Source organism: Sulfurimonas sp. hsl 1-7 (assembly GCF_030577135.1).
Taxonomy (GTDB): Bacteria; Campylobacterota; Campylobacteria; order Campylobacterales; family Sulfurimonadaceae; genus Sulfurimonas; species Sulfurimonas microaerophilus.
On record NZ_JAUIRR010000002.1, the window covers coordinates 519,346 to 539,310 of the forward strand.

At 37.8% G+C, this 19,965-nt stretch carries 18 protein-coding genes; 8 read left to right on the forward strand and 10 right to left on the reverse strand.

Annotated elements, in window-relative coordinates; genetic code table 11:
- Position 1: 1 nt before the first annotated feature.
- On the reverse strand, positions 2-760 hold the full coding sequence (hisF, locus tag QWY88_RS06385; RefSeq protein WP_304545243.1) for an imidazole glycerol phosphate synthase subunit HisF: 759 nt from the start codon (positions 758-760) through the stop codon (positions 2-4).
- Between the two features lie 186 nt (positions 761-946).
- Between hisF and QWY88_RS06390 the strand changes: the two genes are divergently transcribed.
- The 4 genes from QWY88_RS06390 to QWY88_RS06405 all read left to right on the forward strand — a co-directional run bounded on the left by QWY88_RS06390 (position 947) and on the right by QWY88_RS06405 (position 5,224).
- Positions 947-1,417: a CZB domain-containing protein gene (locus QWY88_RS06390; protein WP_304545245.1), complete on the forward strand. Its 471-nt coding sequence runs from the start codon at positions 947-949 to the stop codon at positions 1,415-1,417.
- A gap of 61 nt (positions 1,418-1,478) precedes the next feature.
- Positions 1,479-2,255 (forward strand): 16S rRNA (adenine(1518)-N(6)/adenine(1519)-N(6))-dimethyltransferase RsmA, encoded by a 777-nt coding sequence (gene rsmA, locus QWY88_RS06395; RefSeq protein ID WP_304545247.1) that lies wholly within the window; start codon positions 1,479-1,481, stop codon positions 2,253-2,255.
- 15 nt (positions 2,256-2,270) lie between these two features.
- On the forward strand, positions 2,271-4,214 hold the full coding sequence (locus QWY88_RS06400; protein ID WP_304545249.1) for a ribonuclease J: 1,944 nt from the start codon (positions 2,271-2,273) through the stop codon (positions 4,212-4,214).
- 41 nt (positions 4,215-4,255) lie between these two features.
- Positions 4,256-5,224, forward strand: coding sequence for an FAD:protein FMN transferase (locus QWY88_RS06405; RefSeq protein ID WP_304545251.1), 969 nt, complete (start codon positions 4,256-4,258; stop codon positions 5,222-5,224).
- On the opposite strand, the gene QWY88_RS06410 is transcribed toward QWY88_RS06405, so the two are convergent.
- The 4 genes from QWY88_RS06410 to QWY88_RS06425 are packed head-to-tail and all read right to left on the reverse strand — an operon-like array spanning position 5,171 to position 7,840.
- Positions 5,171-5,614, reverse strand: a complete 444-nt coding sequence (locus QWY88_RS06410) for a hypothetical protein (RefSeq protein WP_304545253.1) — start codon at positions 5,612-5,614, stop codon at positions 5,171-5,173. The two genes, QWY88_RS06405 and QWY88_RS06410, sit on opposite strands and share 54 nt — an antisense overlap.
- Positions 5,607-6,041: a hypothetical protein gene (locus QWY88_RS06415; RefSeq protein ID WP_304545255.1), complete on the reverse strand. Its 435-nt coding sequence runs from the start codon at positions 6,039-6,041 to the stop codon at positions 5,607-5,609. Before QWY88_RS06415 ends, QWY88_RS06410 begins: the two co-directional genes overlap by 8 nt.
- 38 nt (positions 6,042-6,079) lie before the next feature.
- Positions 6,080-6,601 carry an FMN-binding protein gene (locus tag QWY88_RS06420; RefSeq protein WP_304545256.1) on the reverse strand — a complete coding sequence of 174 codons (522 nt, stop codon included), beginning with the start codon at positions 6,599-6,601 and terminating at the stop codon, positions 6,080-6,082.
- Positions 6,602-6,610: 9 nt separating this feature from the next.
- On the reverse strand, positions 6,611-7,840 hold the full coding sequence (locus QWY88_RS06425; protein ID WP_304545257.1) for a coiled-coil domain-containing protein: 1,230 nt from the start codon (positions 7,838-7,840) through the stop codon (positions 6,611-6,613).
- 176 nt (positions 7,841-8,016) lie between these two features.
- Here QWY88_RS06425 and folE point away from each other — a divergent pair, with 176 nt between their 5' ends.
- Together folE and fliI are read left to right on the forward strand one after the other, a co-directional pair.
- A complete protein-coding gene (folE, locus tag QWY88_RS06430) occupies positions 8,017-8,601 on the forward strand; it encodes a GTP cyclohydrolase I FolE (protein WP_304545259.1) in 585 nt (194 codons plus the stop codon).
- Between the two features lie 3 nt (positions 8,602-8,604).
- The gene (gene fliI / locus QWY88_RS06435) at positions 8,605-9,909 is read left to right on the forward strand and encodes a flagellar protein export ATPase FliI (RefSeq protein WP_304545260.1); all 1,305 of its coding nucleotides are present in this window, start codon (positions 8,605-8,607) and stop codon (positions 9,907-9,909) included.
- On the opposite strand, the gene QWY88_RS06440 is transcribed toward fliI, so the two are convergent.
- The 4 genes from QWY88_RS06440 to pyrG are packed head-to-tail and all read right to left on the reverse strand — an operon-like array spanning position 9,910 to position 16,675.
- Positions 9,910-12,048 carry a WD40 repeat domain-containing protein gene (locus QWY88_RS06440; protein WP_304545261.1) on the reverse strand — a complete coding sequence of 713 codons (2,139 nt, stop codon included), beginning with the start codon at positions 12,046-12,048 and terminating at the stop codon, positions 9,910-9,912.
- 4 nt (positions 12,049-12,052) lie between these two features.
- Positions 12,053-13,435, reverse strand: coding sequence for an NAD(P)/FAD-dependent oxidoreductase (locus QWY88_RS06445; RefSeq protein ID WP_304545262.1), 1,383 nt, complete (start codon positions 13,433-13,435; stop codon positions 12,053-12,055).
- A 44-nt stretch (positions 13,436-13,479) separates the two neighbouring features.
- The gene (recJ, locus tag QWY88_RS06450) at positions 13,480-15,078 is read right to left on the reverse strand and encodes a single-stranded-DNA-specific exonuclease RecJ (RefSeq protein ID WP_304545263.1); all 1,599 of its coding nucleotides are present in this window, start codon (positions 15,076-15,078) and stop codon (positions 13,480-13,482) included.
- Positions 15,056-16,675: a CTP synthase gene (pyrG, locus tag QWY88_RS06455; protein ID WP_304545264.1), complete on the reverse strand. Its 1,620-nt coding sequence runs from the start codon at positions 16,673-16,675 to the stop codon at positions 15,056-15,058. The genes recJ and pyrG overlap by 23 nt, the downstream gene beginning before the upstream one ends.
- A gap of 76 nt (positions 16,676-16,751) precedes the next feature.
- Here pyrG and QWY88_RS06460 point away from each other — a divergent pair, with 76 nt between their 5' ends.
- Both QWY88_RS06460 and QWY88_RS06465 read left to right on the forward strand, forming a co-directional pair.
- The gene (locus tag QWY88_RS06460) at positions 16,752-18,383 is read left to right on the forward strand and encodes a cation:proton antiporter (RefSeq protein WP_304545265.1); all 1,632 of its coding nucleotides are present in this window, start codon (positions 16,752-16,754) and stop codon (positions 18,381-18,383) included.
- Positions 18,384-18,439: 56 nt separating this feature from the next.
- Positions 18,440-19,252: a flagellin N-terminal helical domain-containing protein gene (locus tag QWY88_RS06465; protein ID WP_304545266.1), complete on the forward strand. Its 813-nt coding sequence runs from the start codon at positions 18,440-18,442 to the stop codon at positions 19,250-19,252.
- A 6-nt stretch (positions 19,253-19,258) separates the two neighbouring features.
- On the opposite strand, the gene pyrE is transcribed toward QWY88_RS06465, so the two are convergent.
- Positions 19,259-19,867: an orotate phosphoribosyltransferase gene (gene pyrE, locus QWY88_RS06470; RefSeq protein ID WP_304545267.1), complete on the reverse strand. Its 609-nt coding sequence runs from the start codon at positions 19,865-19,867 to the stop codon at positions 19,259-19,261.
- Positions 19,868-19,965 lie beyond the last annotated feature (98 nt).

A 19,965-nucleotide genomic window follows, 5' to 3' on the forward strand; every position in this document is an offset into this window, starting at 1 on the left:
ATTACAACCTTACTGGAATGTTATTTTCATGGAGATAGTGTTTTAGATCCATAATGTCTATCTCTTTATAGTGAAAGATACTTGCAGCTAGTGCAGCATCAGCTCCTGCATTGAATGCATCTTTGATATGCTCCATAGTCCCTGCTCCACCGCTGGCAATGACAGGTACGTTTACAGCTTTAGAGATCGCCTGAGTGATGTTAAGTTCAAAACCGGCCTTTGTTCCGTCAGCATCCATAGATGTAAGAAGAATCTCTCCACTTCCACGCTCTACCGCTTCTTTAGCCCACTCGATAGCATCAATTCCTGTATCTACCCTACCCCCATTGAGGTATACATTATATCTGTCACCTGTTTTTTTCACATCGATTGCAGTAACTATACATTGACTACCAAATCTTTTAGCGCCTTCATCGATCAGTTCGGGACGTTTTATAGCGGCTGAGTTTACACTTACCTTATCACAACCTACATTTAAAAGTTTATAGATATCGTCAAGTTTACGAATTCCGCCACCAACTGTAAGAGGAATAAAGATCTCCTTCGCAACTTGAGCTACAATATCTACAATAGTATCTCTATTATCTGAAGAAGCGGTGATATCTAAAAATGTGATCTCATCAGCCCCCTCTTCATTATAACGACGAGCAACTTCAACAGGATCACCCGCATCTTTTAAACCTACAAAGTTTACACCTTTAACAACACGACCATCTTTTACATCCAGACAAGGGATAATTCTTTTAGCAAAATAATTCATAGTGATATTATACAACTTTACTCTTAACAGCTGTTTTGTTTCACGTGAAACAATGTGATATAATTATAATAAAATTTCACATAATTTATATATTTGTGATATATTTTACTAGATTTAGAAATCTTTAAATATAATCAGAATATAATAAATATTAATATTTCAACAATATCTTCAGTAGGAAAAAACATGAAAAAAGAAGAGGTGTTAGAACATTTAAGAGCTGCAAAATCTGCACATATTAAATGGGTCCAAAAAGCAAAACTGTTGATTAATGGTGTAGATATACAAGAGAGCTCAATACCGGTTGATTCTACAGAGTGTAATTTTGGACAATGGTTTTATGGTGACGGACAAGTTTTGAACTCACTATCAAATAATCCTTTAGAGTGTATGCAAGGGATAGAAAAATTACATTTTGAACTGCATGATCAGTACTTGAAGATCTTCAATATATATTTTTCAAATGAGAAAAAAACAGGCTTTTTTGCTAAGCTTTTCGGCTTTACGAAAAAAAATATATCTGATGCTGAAAGTCAACTTGCTGAGACCTATTATAAGGAGTTAGAGGAGATCTCAAAAAAACTTTTAGATGAGATCAACAGACTTGAACGCCGTTTAATTGCTATTCCTTCAGAGAAGATTGAACAATTAGTCTAAAAAAGGGAATTTTATAGCCTTATTACCTTACTATAAGGAATAATGTTATAAACTCTTATCCATGAATAACAATAATGTTGTGGCTAAGAAGAAATTTGGACAAAATTTCTTGCAAGACCAAGAAGTTTTAAGAAAAATCGTCGAAGCGATGCCCAAAAATGATAATAAAATTGTTGAAATTGGGCCTGGCTTAGGTGATTTAACTAAATTTTTAGTTGATGTCAAAAGTGTAGAAGCTTTTGAGGTAGATACCGATTTATGTAAACTATTACAGAGTAAATTTCGAGAAGAGATCAATACCAAGCGACTCCATATTAACTGTGGGGATGTTTTAGAAGCTTGGCAGAGTGAGCTTGTTGATGAGCCGTATGATTTAGTGGCAAACTTGCCCTATTATATTGCAACAAACATCATTTTAAAAGCCCTTGCAGATCCAATGTGTAAAAATATACTTGTAATGGTACAGCTTGAAGTTGCAGAGAAGTTTTGTGCAAATGAAGGTGAAAAAGTTTTTGGTTCTTTGGGTGTAATAACTCAAAGTGTAGGAAATGCTAAAATTATAGTAAAAGTTCCACCGACTGCTTTTGATCCTCAGCCTAAAGTTGACTCTGCCGTTTTTCTTATACAAAAACATAGCGATAGATCAGATAAGGATTTCGAGGAACTGCTTAGAGTTGCATTTACGCAGCCTCGCAAAACTTTGATGAAAAATCTCTCTGCAAAGTATGACAAAGAAAAACTTCAAGAGGCTTTTAACGACTTAGAGCTTTTATCGACTATCAGGCCTCATCAAGTTTCAACTAAGGACTATCACCAACTCTATAAAAAAATAATGTAAATACAAGGAGTTTGGATGGCAGAAGAGAATCAAGAGGTAACACAACAAAAACCTCAGACAGATCGTAAACCAAATAACAATAGAAGAAACAATAATCGTAGACCGAATACTTCTAACAAAACAGGTGATGAAAAAACTACAAAACCTTCATCAAACAACAACAATAGAAACAGAAGCAAAGGTGGCTCAAGAGGGCGTAGAAACGCTACTGTCGTAGATGAAAACCTTAAATCTTTTGTAACAAAAAACCAAGAGTCTCATAAACAAAGACTTAATCCTCACTATAAACTAGATCTAAATTCAAAAGCAAAAGTACGTATCACTCCGCTTGGTGGTTTAGGTGAAATCGGTGGGAATATCGCTGTTTTCGAAACTGAAAACGAAGCAATTTTAATCGACGTAGGGATGAGTTTCCCGGATGAAGAGATGCACGGGGTAGATATCTTAATCCCTGATTTTGCATACCTTAGAGAGATCAAACACAAGATCGTAGCGGTAATCATTACGCACGCTCACGAAGACCACATCGGTGCTATGCCGTACCTTTATAAAGAGATGCAATTCCCTATTTACGGTACTCCGTTACCACTTGCAATGATCGGAAACAAGTTTGACGAGCATCACTTAAAAGATTGTAGAAAATATTTCAACCCGATTGAAAAACGTAAAGTATACAAAATAGGAAACGATTTTGAGATCGAGTGGATGCATATGACTCACTCTATTATTGATTCTTCATCGTTAGCGATCACGACTGAGGCGGGTACTATTATTCACACGGGTGACTTTAAAATAGACCATACTCCAGTTGATGGATATCCGGCAGATTTACACCGTTTAGCATACTATGGTGATAAAGGGGTCCTTTGTCTACTAAGTGACTCTACGAACTCACACAATCCAACTCCGACACCATCGGAGTTAAGTGTTGCTCCGGCGTTAGACCGTATCTTTTACAAAGCTGAGGGGAGGGTTATCCTTTCAACATTCAGCTCAAATATTCACCGTGTATATCAAGCGATTCAGTACGGTGTAAAATATGGACGTAAAGTTTGTGTTATCGGACGTAGTATGGAAAGAAATATAGAGATTGCAATGCAATACGACTATATTAGATTCCCGAAAAATATCTTTGTTGATGCGGAAGAGGTTTCTCGTATGAACGATAAAGATGTTCTTATCGTAACAACGGGTTCTCAAGGTGAAGCAAACTCGGCTCTGTTTAGAATGAGTATCGGTGAGCACAGACATATCAAGATTAAACCGACTGACCTAATCGTACTTTCATCTCGTGCAATTCCAGGAAACGAGGGAAGTATCTCAAATATGATGAACTTCATCCAAAGATGTGGTGCAAAAGTAGCGATGGATAGAGATATTCACGTTTCAGGTCACGCTTCTATCGAAGAGCAAAAACTTATGTTACGTCTTGTAAATCCTAAGTTCTTCTTACCTATTCACGGTGAGTATAACCACGTTATGAAACATAAAGAGACAGGTGTATTATGTGGTGTTCCTGAGAGAAATATTCTTCTTATGACAGACGGTGAGCAGATTGAAGTTGCACCGAAATATATGAGAAAAGTAAAAACTGTTAAAACAGGGAAAACTTACATCGATAACCAAAATAACCATGAGATCGAAGATGATATTGTCGTTGATCGTCAAAAACTTGCAAATGACGGCGTAGTTATGCTTGTAGTTGAAGTGAGTGAGCAAGAAGGGAAAATGTTAAATAAACCAAAAGTAACCTCTTTTGGGCTTGTAGCAGATAAGCGTGATAAAGCATTTGCAAAAGAGATCGAAGATGTATTGGAGCATTTTCTTATCAACATGAAACCGGGACTTACAAGTAACCATAAAGCGTTTGAAGCAGATATGAGACAAGCAGTTCGTAAACACATCTATAGAAGAATGAAAAAGTACCCACTTATCGTTCCACATACTTTTATCCACTAAAAAACTTTATAAGTGCATTTTTATGCACTTATGCAAACTTCATGAAAACATTTTTACTTTTTTTATTAACATTCTCATTTCTAGAAGCAACTACCTTAATGAGAGAGAAGATCCTTATGGGTACGTTTATTGGTGTAGAAGTAGAGAAAGAGAAGATTGATCTTTCAAAACAAGCTTTTCAAGTAGCCCAAGATATAGAAAACAGCATCTCAACATATAAACAAAACTCTATAATTTCAAAACTCAACCGTAATAAAATGACTTCTTTAGACCAATACAGCTATGAGGTTTTAGCCATTAGTAAAAAAGTGTATAAGCAGACTGAAGGTTATTTTGATCCAACTGTTGGTTCAATAACAAAAGATTTATATAAATTTGGAGAAGGGGAGTTAATTCCTTATCCGACACTTTTAGAGCATAAAAAGATCGCTCTTGCGAAGGTGAAATTCAATAAAAAGTTTGCAACACTTGATAAAGATCTAAAAGTTGATTTTGGCGGTATGGGCAAAGGGTATGCAGTTGATAAAATGGCGCAGGTATTGAAACAAAATGGGGTTAAAAAGTTTGTCATTTGGGCAAGTGGAGATATACGTTGTTTGGAAACCTGCAAGATTAAAGTAAACAATCCATTTGAAGAGACACCACTGACAGAATTCAGTACTAAAAGAGACGAAACGGCAATTAGTACAAGCGGCAATTACAATAGATATGTAACTTCAGTAAAAAACAATCATCTAATCGATCCAAAAACGAAAAGATCGCAGCAATTATTTATATCTGTAACCTTGATTGCAGAGATTGATAATGCTCTGCTTGATGCTTATGCAACAGCTGTAAGCGTTATGCCCAAAGCAAAAGCATACAGTTTTTTACAAAAACATAATATAGCTTATATTATTTTAGAGAACGACGGTTCAATACACATCAGTAAAAATATTTCCGATTATGTCACAGAGCTAAGCTTTCAAGATACTTTTAAACAGCCAAAAAAATATGAGCGGAATAAATAACATATAAACTATAAAAGAGATCAGCTTAAGATAGCTAAAGTACTCGGAAACATTGATGATTAAAAGGGGTGAAAAGATCTCTAAAGCCTGTACTATTAGTAGGATATAGATAACCATAAGCGTATAGCTTCTCTTTTTATAATCGGTAAAAATCAAAAAATGGATCACTACGAAGCTCAAAACGCCAAAAGCAAATATATGGGGTAAAATAAGTTTAAAGATGCCCGCATTTGTTTTTTGAAGCAACAGATCACCATCTCCCAGATAATAGTGTGCAATTTGTGTAGGGTCAAAGCCTATTTTATGTACAAAAAGCATAAGTGCACTCACTAACAAAAGTAAAACAAAACAACTAAAGTAGATGATTGAATATTTGTAAGCATTATGCAAAGTAAAACCTTTTAAGGCTCAGTATAGAGATTAGAATGGCTATGAGGTGCCAAGACCAAAAAGCAAAAATAAAACCGTAAATTAAAAAGTCAAAATGGTAAAAATAGCTCAGAGGTAAGAAGATCAAAGATAATAAGGCACTGATCATAAAACTATTGAGTAGCCATAAAAAGATTTTACGAGTAGCGAAAAGACGGATAAAAACAGTGCTTAGAAGAAAGACTATAAACATCGTAAAAAAGATTTCTGTATGCCAAAACTCTAAAAACACCGCATAGTCTATCGGATCAAGAAACTCTTCCGTATTTCCGAAAAGTGTATTTTCTACCGTTTCAAAAAAGATCCCGAAACTAGAGTGTTTGACGAAAAAGTCAGCTACTAAATAGAGCAGAAAAAAAGATAATAATGAGCCTAAAATGGGCTTCATTATAGGATCTTCCCTAATATCTTTTACAAGAGTGAACTTCACTTTTGAGCCTTTAAAACAACGTTATATATCTGCATTGCTACATTTGCACTTTCAGTGATACTTCTGGCACTAAGAGTAGCACCGGTAATAGTAGAGATGTTTTTTGGAATGTTTAGGTGTTGAGTTGTATCGGTATTTGCAAATTGCTTTTTCCATGTATCGTTTGGCATATATTCTAAAGGTTCATTAAATGCGACAACCTCGATTGATTCTAAAACATCTTGTGCGTTGATTGTATAAAGATAAACACCGTTTTTTGAGCGGATCTTGTTTGAGAGTAAAATAGCATAAGCAAGATGTTCTGAGCCCTTAGAAACTTTGTAAGTACGCACTATGGAAGAGTTCAGTTTTTGTTGTGCAGCTTTTTGAACCGCTTGTTTTTGTGCTTTTTTTAAAATAATGTTTTTTTCTATAATTGTTGCATCACTACCGAAATTGCTTTTTAAAATCTCTTGAGGTGAGAGTAGCATCCCCGCACTGAGTTGCAGTGCGGATAAAAATAGGATAAGAAGTTTCATAATGATTCCTTAGAAGATAAATCCTAATGAGATGCTTGTTGTATCGCTGTCGCCGAAACCACCTTTTTGCATAGCATGATCGAATTTGATTACAACTTGTTCATGTGGGAAGTAGTTAAGACCCACAGTTGTGATCTTTGTACTTTCATTACCTGTCCCGTCTGCAAGTTTATCTTGTGGAGATAATTGCTCATATTGTACAAAAAGAGGAAGCATATCACTAGAGTTTGTTAGTGAGAGTATATCAAAACTTGCATTTAGGTAGCCTCCATAAGCACTTTCTACTGCCGTTGCATTAATATCCTCTGCATCTGAACGATCAACTTGAGAATATACCCCATATAGTCTAAATCCGCTTTGTTTGTAGTCTAAATGGAGATCTGAGATTGTAGTTCTAGAACTTGTTTCATCACCAGAAGGGGCATTATATACAGAAGCTCCGACAAGTAAACCGTTTATACCTGTATAATCCATTCTTGCCACAAAACCAAGGTTTGGATCTGTTTGTTTAAAAGAACCGCCGCGTCCGTCACGTATCCAGCTTTTTCCATCCGCTTCTGTTTTTAGAGCACTGATTGCTGCAAGTTTGTAGGAAAGGTTGTCTGTTACCTGTCCGTAAACCATTACTCCACTGTCATGCCATGTAGAAGGGATAATGTATTTTTCTGTTTGTGGTCTTTGTACGGTCGTAAAAAGTGTCGGTTCGTGTCTTTCGTTGATTAGTCCCATCGGTACTAGCATATGTCCTGCACGGATATTTGCATAGTCGTTGATCAAGAAATCAAGATACATGAACTCTACTACTACATAACCGCTGGCCGTATTACCGTCTTCTGCGCCGCCGTGTTCAAATTCCAGTTCAGCATTTAAAATAATATTGTCAGAAAATCTATATCCTATGTATGGAACAAATCTATATACGTCAAGTAACGATTTTCCATCCTCTTTATTGTAAGCATAGAACATCTCTCCATACCCACCAATACTAAGAGGTGATTTTGAATAATATACTTTAGATGCAGCACTTGCAAGTCCACTGTAAGATTGTGTAGTATCTACTACATTAAATCCTACACCTGTTTTAAGCGAACTTGTTTCATCGGCAAGTGTCTGTGTTATCTCTCTGAGTTCTTGGATCTCTGCTTTTAAAGCTTCGATATCCTGATTTGTATCTGCAAATGTAGCTGTTGTTAGTAAAGAAAAAGCTACTAACGATAAAGCTTTTTTAGAAAGTTTCATTTTATTTCCTTATATGAATATGATATTTGTTATCATAATTGATGTTAGAATAATTACATTAATTATCTTAATAATATATTAATTCAATAATCATTATCATTATTAATGATAGGTTTTAAGTTTGAATAGTACAAATGTAGTATAATTACGAACATATATATTTAAAGGTACAAGTTTTGTCAGATAACAAAAATACAGAATTTGAAAATGCAGTAAAAATGATGATGCAGCATGTTGGTGAAGATCCGACAAGAGAGGGGCTTTTAGATACTCCTAAACGTGTTAGAAAAGCGTATGAATTTATCTACGGCGGATATAAAGAAGATCCAAAAGAGATTCTCTCTAAAGCACTTTTTACAAGTAGCAACGATGAGATGGTACTTGTAAAAGATATTGAGTTTTACTCTACATGTGAACACCATCTACTTCCTATAATCGGGCGTGTACATGTTGCATATATTCCGGATGGAAAAGTGGTTGGTCTTTCAAAGATTCCTCGTGTTGTAAATGTTTTCGCACGCCGTATGCAGATCCAAGAGCAGTTAACTGAGCAGATCGCAGATGCTATTATGGATACTATTGAGCCAAAAGGTGTAGCGGTTGTTGTTCAAGCACGTCATATGTGTATGGAGATGAGAGGGGTTGAGAAGATTAACTCTACTACTACATCTTCAGCACTTCGCGGTTTGTTTAAATCAGACGATAAAACAAGAGCGGAATTTTTCTCACTTATCAATTCTCCAGCGGGAAGTAGATTCTAAGATATGCCATTATCGTCACTAAGAGAGAAACTTGCCAAGAAAAACTACTCGGTAGCTTTTGGTGAGGTTGAAAAGATCAATGCAACCGTCATCATAGCCAAGGGTTTAAATGTAAGTATTAGTGATATGGTAAAAATAGTCTCTAATGAGACAGAACAAGAAACCGTAGGGATGGTTACAGAGGTTGACGGTTCATTTTTTTATATTACACCGTTTAGTTTTGTAGAGGGGTTTCGTTCGGGTGATCGTGTCTTTTTAGACTCTACAGGGCTAAATATTCCCGTAGGTGATGCACTTTTAGGGCGCGTGGTTGATCCTTTTATGCGTCCGATTGACGGCAAAGGTCCAATCGAGAGTGCAAAACTCTCTCCTATTATCAAAGCTCCGATTGCCGCAATGAAGCGTGGGATGATCGATGAAGTGTTTGGAGTAGGGGTTAAAAGTATCGACGGGCTTTTGACTTGTGGAAAAGGGCAGAAACTTGGTATTTTTGCGGGAAGCGGTGTCGGTAAATCAACTTTGATGGGGATGATTGTCCGCGGTGCGGAGGCGCCGATCAAAGTAGTAGCCCTGATTGGTGAGCGTGGTCGTGAGGTTCCGGAGTTTATAGAAAAAAACCTCGGCGGTGATCTGACAAATACGGTGATTGTTGTTGCAACGAGTGATGATTCACCACTTATGAGAAAGTACGGTGCCTTTGCCGCGATGAGTGTAGCTGAGCATTTTAAAGATAAAAACCAGGATGTGCTTTTTATTATGGACTCGGTAACACGTTTTGCGATGGCTCAGCGTGAGATAGGGCTTGCTCTAGGTGAGCCGCCGACCTCAAAAGGGTATCCCCCTTCATCTTTGACACTTTTACCTCAGTTAATGGAGCGTGCAGGAAAAGAGGAGGGCAAAGGGAGTATTACCGCTTTCTTTACCGTACTTATCGAGGGGGATGATATGAGTGATCCGATCGCCGATCAGTCCCGTTCTATCTTAGACGGACATATTGTACTCTCAAGGGAGATGACAGACTTTGGTATCTATCCTCCTGTGCACATTTTAAACTCTGCTTCACGTGTAATGAACGATATTATTTCGGAGGAACATTTCAAAGCGGCTATGAAGTTTCGTCGTTTATACACCCTTTTAAAAGAGAATGAAACATTGATCCGTATCGGTGCTTACAATAAGGGGACTGATCCGGAGCTCGACGAAGCTATTGATAAAAAAGAATCAATGCAGCGCTTTATAGCACAAGGTGCGATGTTTAAAGTGAGTTTTGAAGAGGCTGTAGGCGAACTTACGGAGATAATGGGGTAATTATCTCTTATGCTCTCCGACTATAAGTTCTGAATCAAGCCACGCATCACGCTCTTTAAAAATTTCGTCACTGCTTGTAAGTGCGAGTTTATTGTTTGAGAGTTTCTCATATGTTCTCATAAGCGTTTTTATCTCCGTATCAAGCCCAAATATATCTATGTAAGAGTAGATAATCGCTTCTGTTTGTGTAAAAGTGCGTTTAGCGAGCAAAACTTTGACTTTTGTTTGAAAACTCAGACGGATAATATCTCCTATCTTTGCACTTCTGCTTTTGAGAACGATAAGTTCTCCAAGAGTTTCTTTGATCCCTTTGAGATCCCCTTTTAATGCAAGGCTCTCGCATTTGTCTATCAATTTTTGCCAATGTCTCTCAAGCAGAGCAGCTAACTCCAGTCGATCAAGCTGTTTTGCTTTATCGATTGTTTCATAACAGCCAAGAAAGTTATCTGCTTCGTAATATTGTAAAAATTTTTTGGCATAACTTGCAAGTTCATAAAGCTCTTTGAGGGGCTCTTTTATATCCTGAAGGTATTGGAGTTGTTGGATCTTTTCGATCGCCTTATCTACCTTTGATCGAAAAATATCCTCCTTTATATTTTTGAGCTGGAGTTTTATCTCATTTAGAAGTTCTTGATACTGTCCCAGTTGTTTGAAAGTCTCATTTTTTTTGATAAGCAGGGAAATATTTTTATAGTTTTTTACCTGCAACGATCGTAAAAAGAGGAGGAAATCTTTATTTTGTTTCAGCAGAAGCTTTACAAGCGCTTTTTTAGAGTTTACACCTGCATAGATAGCAAGGGTATCGTGAGCAATATCATCTCTGCCGAGCTTGATCTGTTTTTGAGCAAATGAAAACGCTTCTTTAAAGGCACTCTCCATTGTTGCATAAGGGTGTGTCTGTTGCAGGGCGGGGTACTTTTCAACCATAGCATACGCTACATGGTATTTTCTCTCCAATACAAGTGTATGAAACTTTTGATATTGTTCAAACGAATTAAAGATCAGGTCTAAATCGCTTTTTTTACTTTGTATATTTTTAAAAGGGGCAAGGAGTTCAACGGCTTCTTGTTTTTTTGATGCTATAAAAGCATCAATAGCCTTTGTATAGAGTTGTTTGTAGATCTTCTCTAGCTGGGTGTACTCAGGAGTGTTGTAGAGTATAGGATTTATTTCCAATAGTTTATAGGCATCTTCAAGGTTGTTATGTAAGATCAGATCTCTTAGCATATGTGATGTGGGGAGAGTGATCTTCTCAACATGGTTGTTTTCCAAAACTACAAAAATGGTATTTTCTACAAGTTCTACAAATTTTATATCAAGATCAAATTTAAAAAGTTCGTTGGAGATAAATTTTTGCTGTATGAGATCAAGCAGGGCTATTTTATTTGATTCTCCGCTAAGCAAGGCATATTTTTCCCCTGAAATAGGAATAATCTGCGTTACATTACCGATAGGGGAGTTGATGGTTTTTATACTTTTATAGTGATTGAGATCGTGAAAGTAGATATTTCCATCAACGCTTGCAGAGATTAAAAGCTCGTCCGATATAAACTTTAGAACATTCACTTTTACACGTGCTGTTTGTATTGTTTGTTTGTGTGTTAGTGAATGTGTCTTGATGATGGTGATAGCCCCGCCGTAACCGCTACATGCTATGTATGTATCGTTTGAATCGATTGCACCTACATAGTTTTTGTCGATCACCTTTTTCCCTATGGTGTTGTTAAAAGGGAAAGAACAAAGTCTTGAAAGGCTTGATTTCCCGTCATATCTATACTGTACGACACGGCCGTTTTTCGTCCCTGTAATAAGATAAGGGGAGTTTTGTATAAAATGGAGGATTGTAATATCACCCGAGTAACTTATGATAGTTTGTAAAACACTCTTTGTTTTTGTGTTGATAATATAGATAGTTTTTCCATTGGCAAGAGCAACAAGATCATCTGTTTTATGAAAACAGATAGCTGTTGTTTGACTTGAGAGGTACTCCGTAGCTATACTGCTTAAGGGCTTGCAGGTTAACGTAGAAAACGATTTTATAATTTTATGTTGCAGCGCATATATAATTTCATCGTTATTAAGTGCGCTAAAAGCGACTATGTTACTACGTGTACGAAGACACTCCTCTTGTATGATCATCTACCTAGAATCTACCTGTAAGCATGAGATATTTATACATTGGCTTTAACATATACAGATCAAAAGCCCACCAGATCCATCTCGGTTTTTCAAAATCTAGCGGAAATGTTGGAGCAGGCCCCTTGTAGTTAAACTCCGCCATAATAATTTTGCCGTATTGAGTTTTGAGCGGGCACACCGTATAGCCGTCAAATTTTGCTTTGAGTGTCTCGTTTTTCATTAGTGAAAGAAGGTTCTCAACCAAAACAGGGCCGTGATGTCTAGCACTCCCTCCTGTTTTTCCCATAGGGATTCCACATACATCACCGATCCCGAAGATGTTTTTATAGCGTTTGTGTTGGAGTGAGTATTGATCAACTTCCAGCCAGCCCATATTGTCAAGCAGATCTGAGTTTTTAAGCGGATCAACCGGACTCATAGGGGGTGTAATGTGAATAAAGTCATAATCGATGACAACTTCATCAGCTCTTGAAACTTTTTCATAGATCTCGAAATCTTCATCATATACCTCCTCTTCATAGGCGTGAATAAAGGTTGCTTTTTTGTTTTTCACATCTATGGAGCGGAGATGGTGCTGGAATTTGTTCTCTATCTTGTCATATCTCTCTTGTGTTTTGTGAAGCTCTTTATCAATTTTTGGAAGATGAAAGAGTGATTTTAATCCGGTTGCAAAGGTATACTCGGCACTAAGTCCCGCTTCTTTAAGATAATCTGCACTGAGATAAAGCATTTTTTGAGGTGCTCCGCCACATTTTATAGGGGAACTGGGTTGTGTGTAAAGTACTTTTGGCTTTTTGGTTTTTGCGGCAGTTTTAAGATCGTTAAACCAATCCCAAGTGATTGTAGCACCTTCGGCTCTACCGTGTTCAAGGTCATTGAGATAAACACTAGATATCCCGTTTGTACCGATATCCTCTTTCTTTAAGCCTTCGATCTCTTCATAGTTAGATTGGATACCTGTTGCAATGATTAGATAATCGTAAAGCACTTCCTCTCCCGATCGAGTTGTTACACTGTTATTTTGAGGATCAAACTTATTTACTTCATCTTTGATCCAGTTCACTTTATTTGTATCGATATAGTCGTGGTTATCTAAGTAAAGATCTTCGACTTCCATCTCTCCGGCAGCAACAAACACTTGTCCCGGTTGGTAGATATGGATCTCATTTGGTGCAATGATCGTAATGTCGGGATTTTTGATGGCACGCTGCAAGCGTGAAAGTGCCATAATAGCACCGCTTCCACCGCCTGCAATCACGATTTTTCCTTTTACATCTTCAGAAGCTTCTAGTTGTGTAGTTGCACTGCTTGAGAGTAAAACAGATGCAGCAACAGGGGAGAGACCGATAACTTTAAGGGCATCACGACGGGAGAGTTTATTTGACATCTTTACACCTTTTACTATTTTTTTCCATTATACAGCTGCTACACTTAATAGATCTTTTTGAGTAATAGTTGTGTAGATACCCTTCCGTTAAACTCATTTTTTGCGATCGTATAGCTGCATGAGATCTTGCGATCACTAGGCATTTCGTAAACAGTTCTAAAAGCGATCAGCTCTACCGTTTTTCTTTGATGAGGATATTGACGTACCTCTATTTTTGAGTGTGATTTATCGGCACCTAAAAGTTTTATGCTGACAACTTCTGCATCTTCAAGTAAAAATGAGGGGCGTGCATTTGCTTCGCCGAAAGGTTCAAATGTTTCTAAAAGTGTAAGGAACTCATTATCAATCTCATCAGTTTCAAGTATGCCGCTAAGTGATTCTTTAGGGATGAAATCCTCTTTTGGAATCGATTGTGCGCTTTGATTGAGAGCTTCTCTGAAGAGCTCTATATTTTCAGTTTTAAGCCCTAAACCTGCAGCCATTTTATGTCCACCAAACTTAGTTAACAAGTGTTCATTTTCTTTAATAAGCTCGTAAACATTGACCTCTCCTACACTTCTGGCACTTCCCTTTGCATCCTCACCGTGTATGCTGAGCACTATTGCGGGTTTAGAGTATTTATCTACTAAACGTGAAGCGACTATCCCTACAACACCCTCATGCCACTCTTCACCTGCGACAACGATCACATTGTCATTTTCATTTACCTGGGTAAAAGCTATTTGAGTTGTTTGTGCCTCTGTCTCTTTTCTAAGCTCATTAAGTTTTCCAAGAAGCTCGAACTGATGATAGGCCTTGTTTGTATCCTGTGCTGTATAAAATTCAAGTGCTATAGATGCATCTTCAAGACGTCCCGCAGAGTTTAGGCGAGGGGCTATCATAAACCCTATATCCTCAGAGTTGATTTGTGATTTATTTAAAAAGTCTCTTATGATGATCGAAGAGGGGCGGTTAGAATACATTATATATTTAAGCCCCTCTTTTACAAGGGTACGGTTTATATCGATCAAAGGCATCACATCGGCAATGATAGCAATTGCCAGGATATCCAAAAACTGTTTCATATCGATGTTGAGTGAAAGCTCTTTTTTTACAAGTGCAAGTACTAGCCACGCAACTTGGGCTCCACAGATCTCTTTAAAGGGATAGTTGCACTCTTTGAGTTTCGGGTCTACAATAGCATAGGCATCCGGCAGATTATCTGAGGGTGTATGGTGATCGGTGATGATTAGATCAATTCCTCGCTCTTTACAGATCTTGGCTGCTTCAACGGCAGTAATACCGTTATCTACGGTAAGTACGAGATCAGCCTCGATTCTCTCTAAAATCTTAGGACTTACTCCGTAACCGTCGTTAAACCTGTTTGGGATGATAGCTTCAAGAGGATAGGGGATCTGTCTGAAAAAGTCCACCATAATGGCAGTAGAACTCACCCCATCGACATCATAATCACCTACTAACACTATTTTTTGGTTTGTTAGTATTGCTTCGGCTATTCTTTTTGCGGCTTTTTCACCGTTATGAAGTAGGGCAGGATTTGGAATGTGTGAAAGTTTTTTATCTACTCCATCAAACCTGCTTGAGAGCAGGTTGTAGAGTGCTTTTTTTGTAAGAGGTTGCTTATTCAGATTTAAGTGCTGCATCAACAAACGCTAAAATTGAAGGGTTTGGTGTTTGAAGACGAGATGTGAATTCCGGGTGGAATTGTACACCTAAGAACCATGGGTGATCTTTTACTTCAACAGCTTCGATTAGACCGTTTGATTCACCTGTTACGATCATACCTGCAGCTTCAAGCTCTGCTCTGTATGTAGGATTTGCTTCATATCTATGGCGATGTCTTTCATAGATAGTTTTCTCACCGTGATATGCTTGGCGTAATAATGAACCCTCTTTTGTATCACACGGGTACTCACCAAGACGAAGTGTACCACCCATCGGTGATTGGTGTGTACGAAGCTGCATACCACCGCTTTGATCTAAGAAGTTGTCGATTAGGTAGATCATAGGGTATGGTGTGTTTTCATCAAACTCAACCGAGTTAGCCCCTTCTAAACCTAAAACGTTACGTGCGTATTCAACTAAAGTAAGCTGCATACCAAGACAGATTCCAAGGTATGGTACTTTGTTTACACGAGCGTATTCGATTGCTTGAATCTTACCTTCAACACCGCGGTTACCAAAACCACCTGCAACTAAAACACCGTCACAATCAGCTAAAAGTGTTTCAGCACCTTTTTCTTCGATCTCTTCTGAATCAACCCAGCAGATCTCAACGCGGCTGTCAAGGTGTGCACCTGCATGGATAAGTGCTTCAGTAAGTGACTTGTAAGACTCTTTAAGTGCAAGATATTTTCCAACAAAACCGATAACCACTTTCCCTTTTGGTTGAACGATCTTCTTAACAAGATTATCCCACTCTTCCATATCCGGTTCTAATTCGCCTAATTCTAACTCTTTTGCGATCGGCTTTAAGATATTTTGTCTTAAAAAGCTCATCGGTACATCGTAGATAGATGCCGCATCAAGAGCTTCAACAACACTGTCACTGCTTACATCACAACTCATTGCAAGTTTTTTCTTGAAAGTTTTCGGCAATGCATTTTCACATCTTGCAATAATCATCTGTGGAGTGATACCGATACGGCGAAGTTCTTGAACCGAGTGCTGTGTCGGCTTCGATTTTAACTCCCCTGCCGCTTTGATGAAAGGGATCAGTGTTACGTGAATAAAGAAAGTACCCGCTACTTCATCGTCATGTTTCATTTGGCGAATCGCTTCCATAAACGGTAAACCTTCGATATCACCAACTGTTCCACCAAGCTCTACTACAAGGATGTCATGTCCTTCACCCGCAGCTTTGATACGGTTAACGATCTCCCCAACAATATGTGGAATAACCTGAATAGTTTGTCCTAGGTATCCACCTGCACGTTCACGCTCAATTACGCTTGAGTAAACTTGACCGGTTGTGAAGTTTGAAGTTTTAAGATACGAAGTATCTAAAAATCTTTCATAGTTTCCGATATCTAAGTCAGTTTCCGCTCCATCTTTTGTTACGAAAACCTCTCCATGCTCTAACGGCGACATAGTACCAGGGTCAACATTGATATATGGATCTATTTTTAACATACCCACTTTTTTACCAGAGTGCTTTAAAAGTGTACCAATACTCGCTGCTGTGATCCCTTTACCAAGAGAACTTAAAACCCCACCGGTAACAAAAATGTATTTAGTCATATAAAAATCTCCACATATTTATAAATATAAATGCGATTATATAATATAATCACTTATTAAATTATGAAAGTTTGCAATGGAAAACACACTTATTTATATTATTATGGCTTTAGGTATATCTATCGTCGTTAATATATTTCTAAAAAAGATAGGGATATCACAGATCATAGGGTACATTTTAACGGGTACGATCATCGTATACGCATTTGATTTAAGGGATGCTAGCCACTCCCATGAACTGGAACTTGTGGGGGAATTCGGGATAGTATTTTTGATGTTTACGATTGGACTTGAGATCTCTCTTGCCAAGATGAACAGTATGAGAAAAGAGATCTTTGGAAACGGTATTTTACAGGTGGGGATCACCTCTGCAGTTTTTTATGCAATAGTGCATTATCTTTTAGAAATTGATTCTACATCGTCACTTATGATAGCACTTGCATTTTCTCTCTCTTCAACAGCAGTAGTTTTGAGTTATTTAAAAAGTTCAAAAGAGATCCACAGACCTTACGGGCAAAAGGCAACGGGAATTTTAATCTTCCAAGATATCGCAGTTATCCCGATCTTAATTTTGATCGGTTTTTTGACTACTGAAGGGGATCAGAGCGTAGGGACAATTCTTTGGCACACGTTTAGCAGTGCTGTGATTGTTGTAGGACTTTTGTTTATTGTCGGAAAAAGAGTTGTATCGTGGCTGCTTCATTTCTCTGCATCTTCGGAGCTTGACGAGCTTTTTATGGGGAGTGTTTTATTTATCGTTATCGGTGCATCACTCTTTGCTTCTTTAATGGGCTTTACCTATTCGCTCGGTGCTTTTGTTGTGGGGATGATCATTGCCGAGACAAAGTATCACCATAAGGTTGAAGCGGATATTGCACCGTTTAAAGATATCTTACTGGGTACGTTTTTTATTACGGTGGGGATGAAGATCGATGTTGACTTTTTCCTTGGACACATAGGGACGATAGTATTACTATTTGCAGCTGTTTTTGTTTTAAAAACTATTATCACTTTTATTGTGGTAAAACTCTCTTCAAGCAGCTCAAAAGCTTTAAAAACTGCCCTCTCACTCTCTCAAGTGGGTGAGTTCTCTTTTGTAATCTTTGCACTCGCTACAAGCGGTGGATTACTTGATGAGCAGTTATCTATGTTCTTGGTTTTAATCGTTATCTTCTCAATGATGATTACGCCGTTTTTTATCTCTAGGATCAGTCCGTTTGTAAACAGATTTATCAGAGAGAAAGTTGTACAAACAGACTTTTCTACAATTGCGGGAAAAGAGAATCATGTTATTGTTTGCGGCTACGGTGTAGTGGGTAAGTTTGTTGCTCAGGAGCTTGAAGATATGGGTGCTAATTATATCGTAATAGATAACTCTAACAAAAACGTTATAAAGGCTTTAAAACACGGTAGAGAGGCTTATCTAGGGGATGCTTCAAAAACAAGTATTTTAGATGCAATTAATATAGATAAGGCGGCTGCTATTATCATTACACTCGATAATGCAGAGAAAAAATACACTATTTGTGAAGCGGTATTGGCACACTCAAAAGATGCTAACGTTATCGTAAAAGTAACATCACTCCAAGAACAGGCGAAGTTGGCAATGTTACCGATTACATCAATTGTTGATGGAAAAGTAGAAGTCGCACGTGTATTAGTTGAGCGAATGGTAAGTTGTCAATTAAAAAGTTTAAAACAGTCTTAATAGTAAAGTGTTAGAATAGTAAAAGAAGGATATTATCTTCAAAGAAAGGATCTGTTATGGGTTTTAAAATAAATACTAATGTTTCGTCCTTATATACAAATCTTTCATTACAAAATAATCAGAAAGCCTTAGATAGAACGCTAGCTATGCTGGCATCCGGGGATGCATTGGCAAATGCTGCAAACGATGCAGCGGGATTAGCTATCTCTGATGGACTCTCTGCACAGGTGTCTGGGTATGGGCAAGCTATGATGAACATCAATGATGGAATTGGATTAGTACAAACTGCGGACGGTGCTGTACAAGGATTAAACGATAATTTAAATAGAATTAGAACATTGACTCTGCAGGCATCAAATGGAACATTAAATGATAGTGATAGAGCAATTATTCAAAAAGAGATAGATGGTGTTTTAAAATCTATGGATAGTATTGTTCAGGGCACATCATTTAATGGAAAGAATCTTCTAGATGGTTCAGAATCACTTACTTTACAGATAGGTGCTAATAGTGGTGAGACACAAAGTTTAAATATCCCGGATATGAGTTCTGCAAGTTTAGTTGGAAGCATTGATATTACAACAGCTGTAGGAAGATCGAATGCACTCGATAGTATTGATAGTGCTATGGAGCAGATCAGCTCTACTCAAGCTACACTTGGAGCTTCTCAAAATCAACTTGAATCAACATTTAGAAATGTATCACAGTCGCAGATTAATATAGCATCGGCAGAATCTCAAATAAGAGATGTTGATTTTGCGAAAGAAAGTATGAACTTCTCACAACAAAATATTATGAGCCAGGCGGGTTCATTTGCTCAAGCGCAAACGAATACATCACTTGCTAGTGTTATGCGCCTGCTTCAGTAAAGAGGTTTAGTTACCTCTTGAACCTGGTTTGATAGCTTCGCTACCGTCTTTACATAACGGACAATCATCCGGAGAATACATCTCAAAAGTAAAGTCAGCTAATGCGAAAAACGGGATATCTTGTGGAAGTTTACAGTTTGGTTTTGTTTCAACATCACTGTTTTCTCTATGGCAAAAACCACGGTTAGCTAATGCTGCTACACCTACTATTTCACCACCAAGCTCTTTTACAACAGCTGCTGCTTCCATAGCAGAACCGCCAGTTGTGATGATATCTTCACACATAAGTACTTTTTCACCTTTACTTACTTCAAACCCGCGACGGATAGACATCTCACCGTTTACACGCTCAGCAAAGATATATCTTACATCTAAAGCCTGTGCCAGTGCATAACCTGCAATCAGACCGCCAAGAGCCGGTGCACATACAGTATCGATCTCTAAACCGCTTTCTTTGATCTGTTTTGCCAGTTCAGTTGCTAAAAGTGTCGCTGTTTTAGGATCTTCTAAAACTTTTGCAGATTGTAAGTAGTATTGGGAATGATTTCCAGAACTAAGTTTGAAGTGACCCTCTAAAAGAGCGTTTGCATCCATGTAGATTTTTTTGATATCCATTTGAAGTTCCTATTTTGTCGGTAGTTAATAAAAAGAGCACCAAGAGTGCGAGAGCTTTCCGCTGAGGAAACTCAGCGTTAGCGTAGGCAAAAGGAATT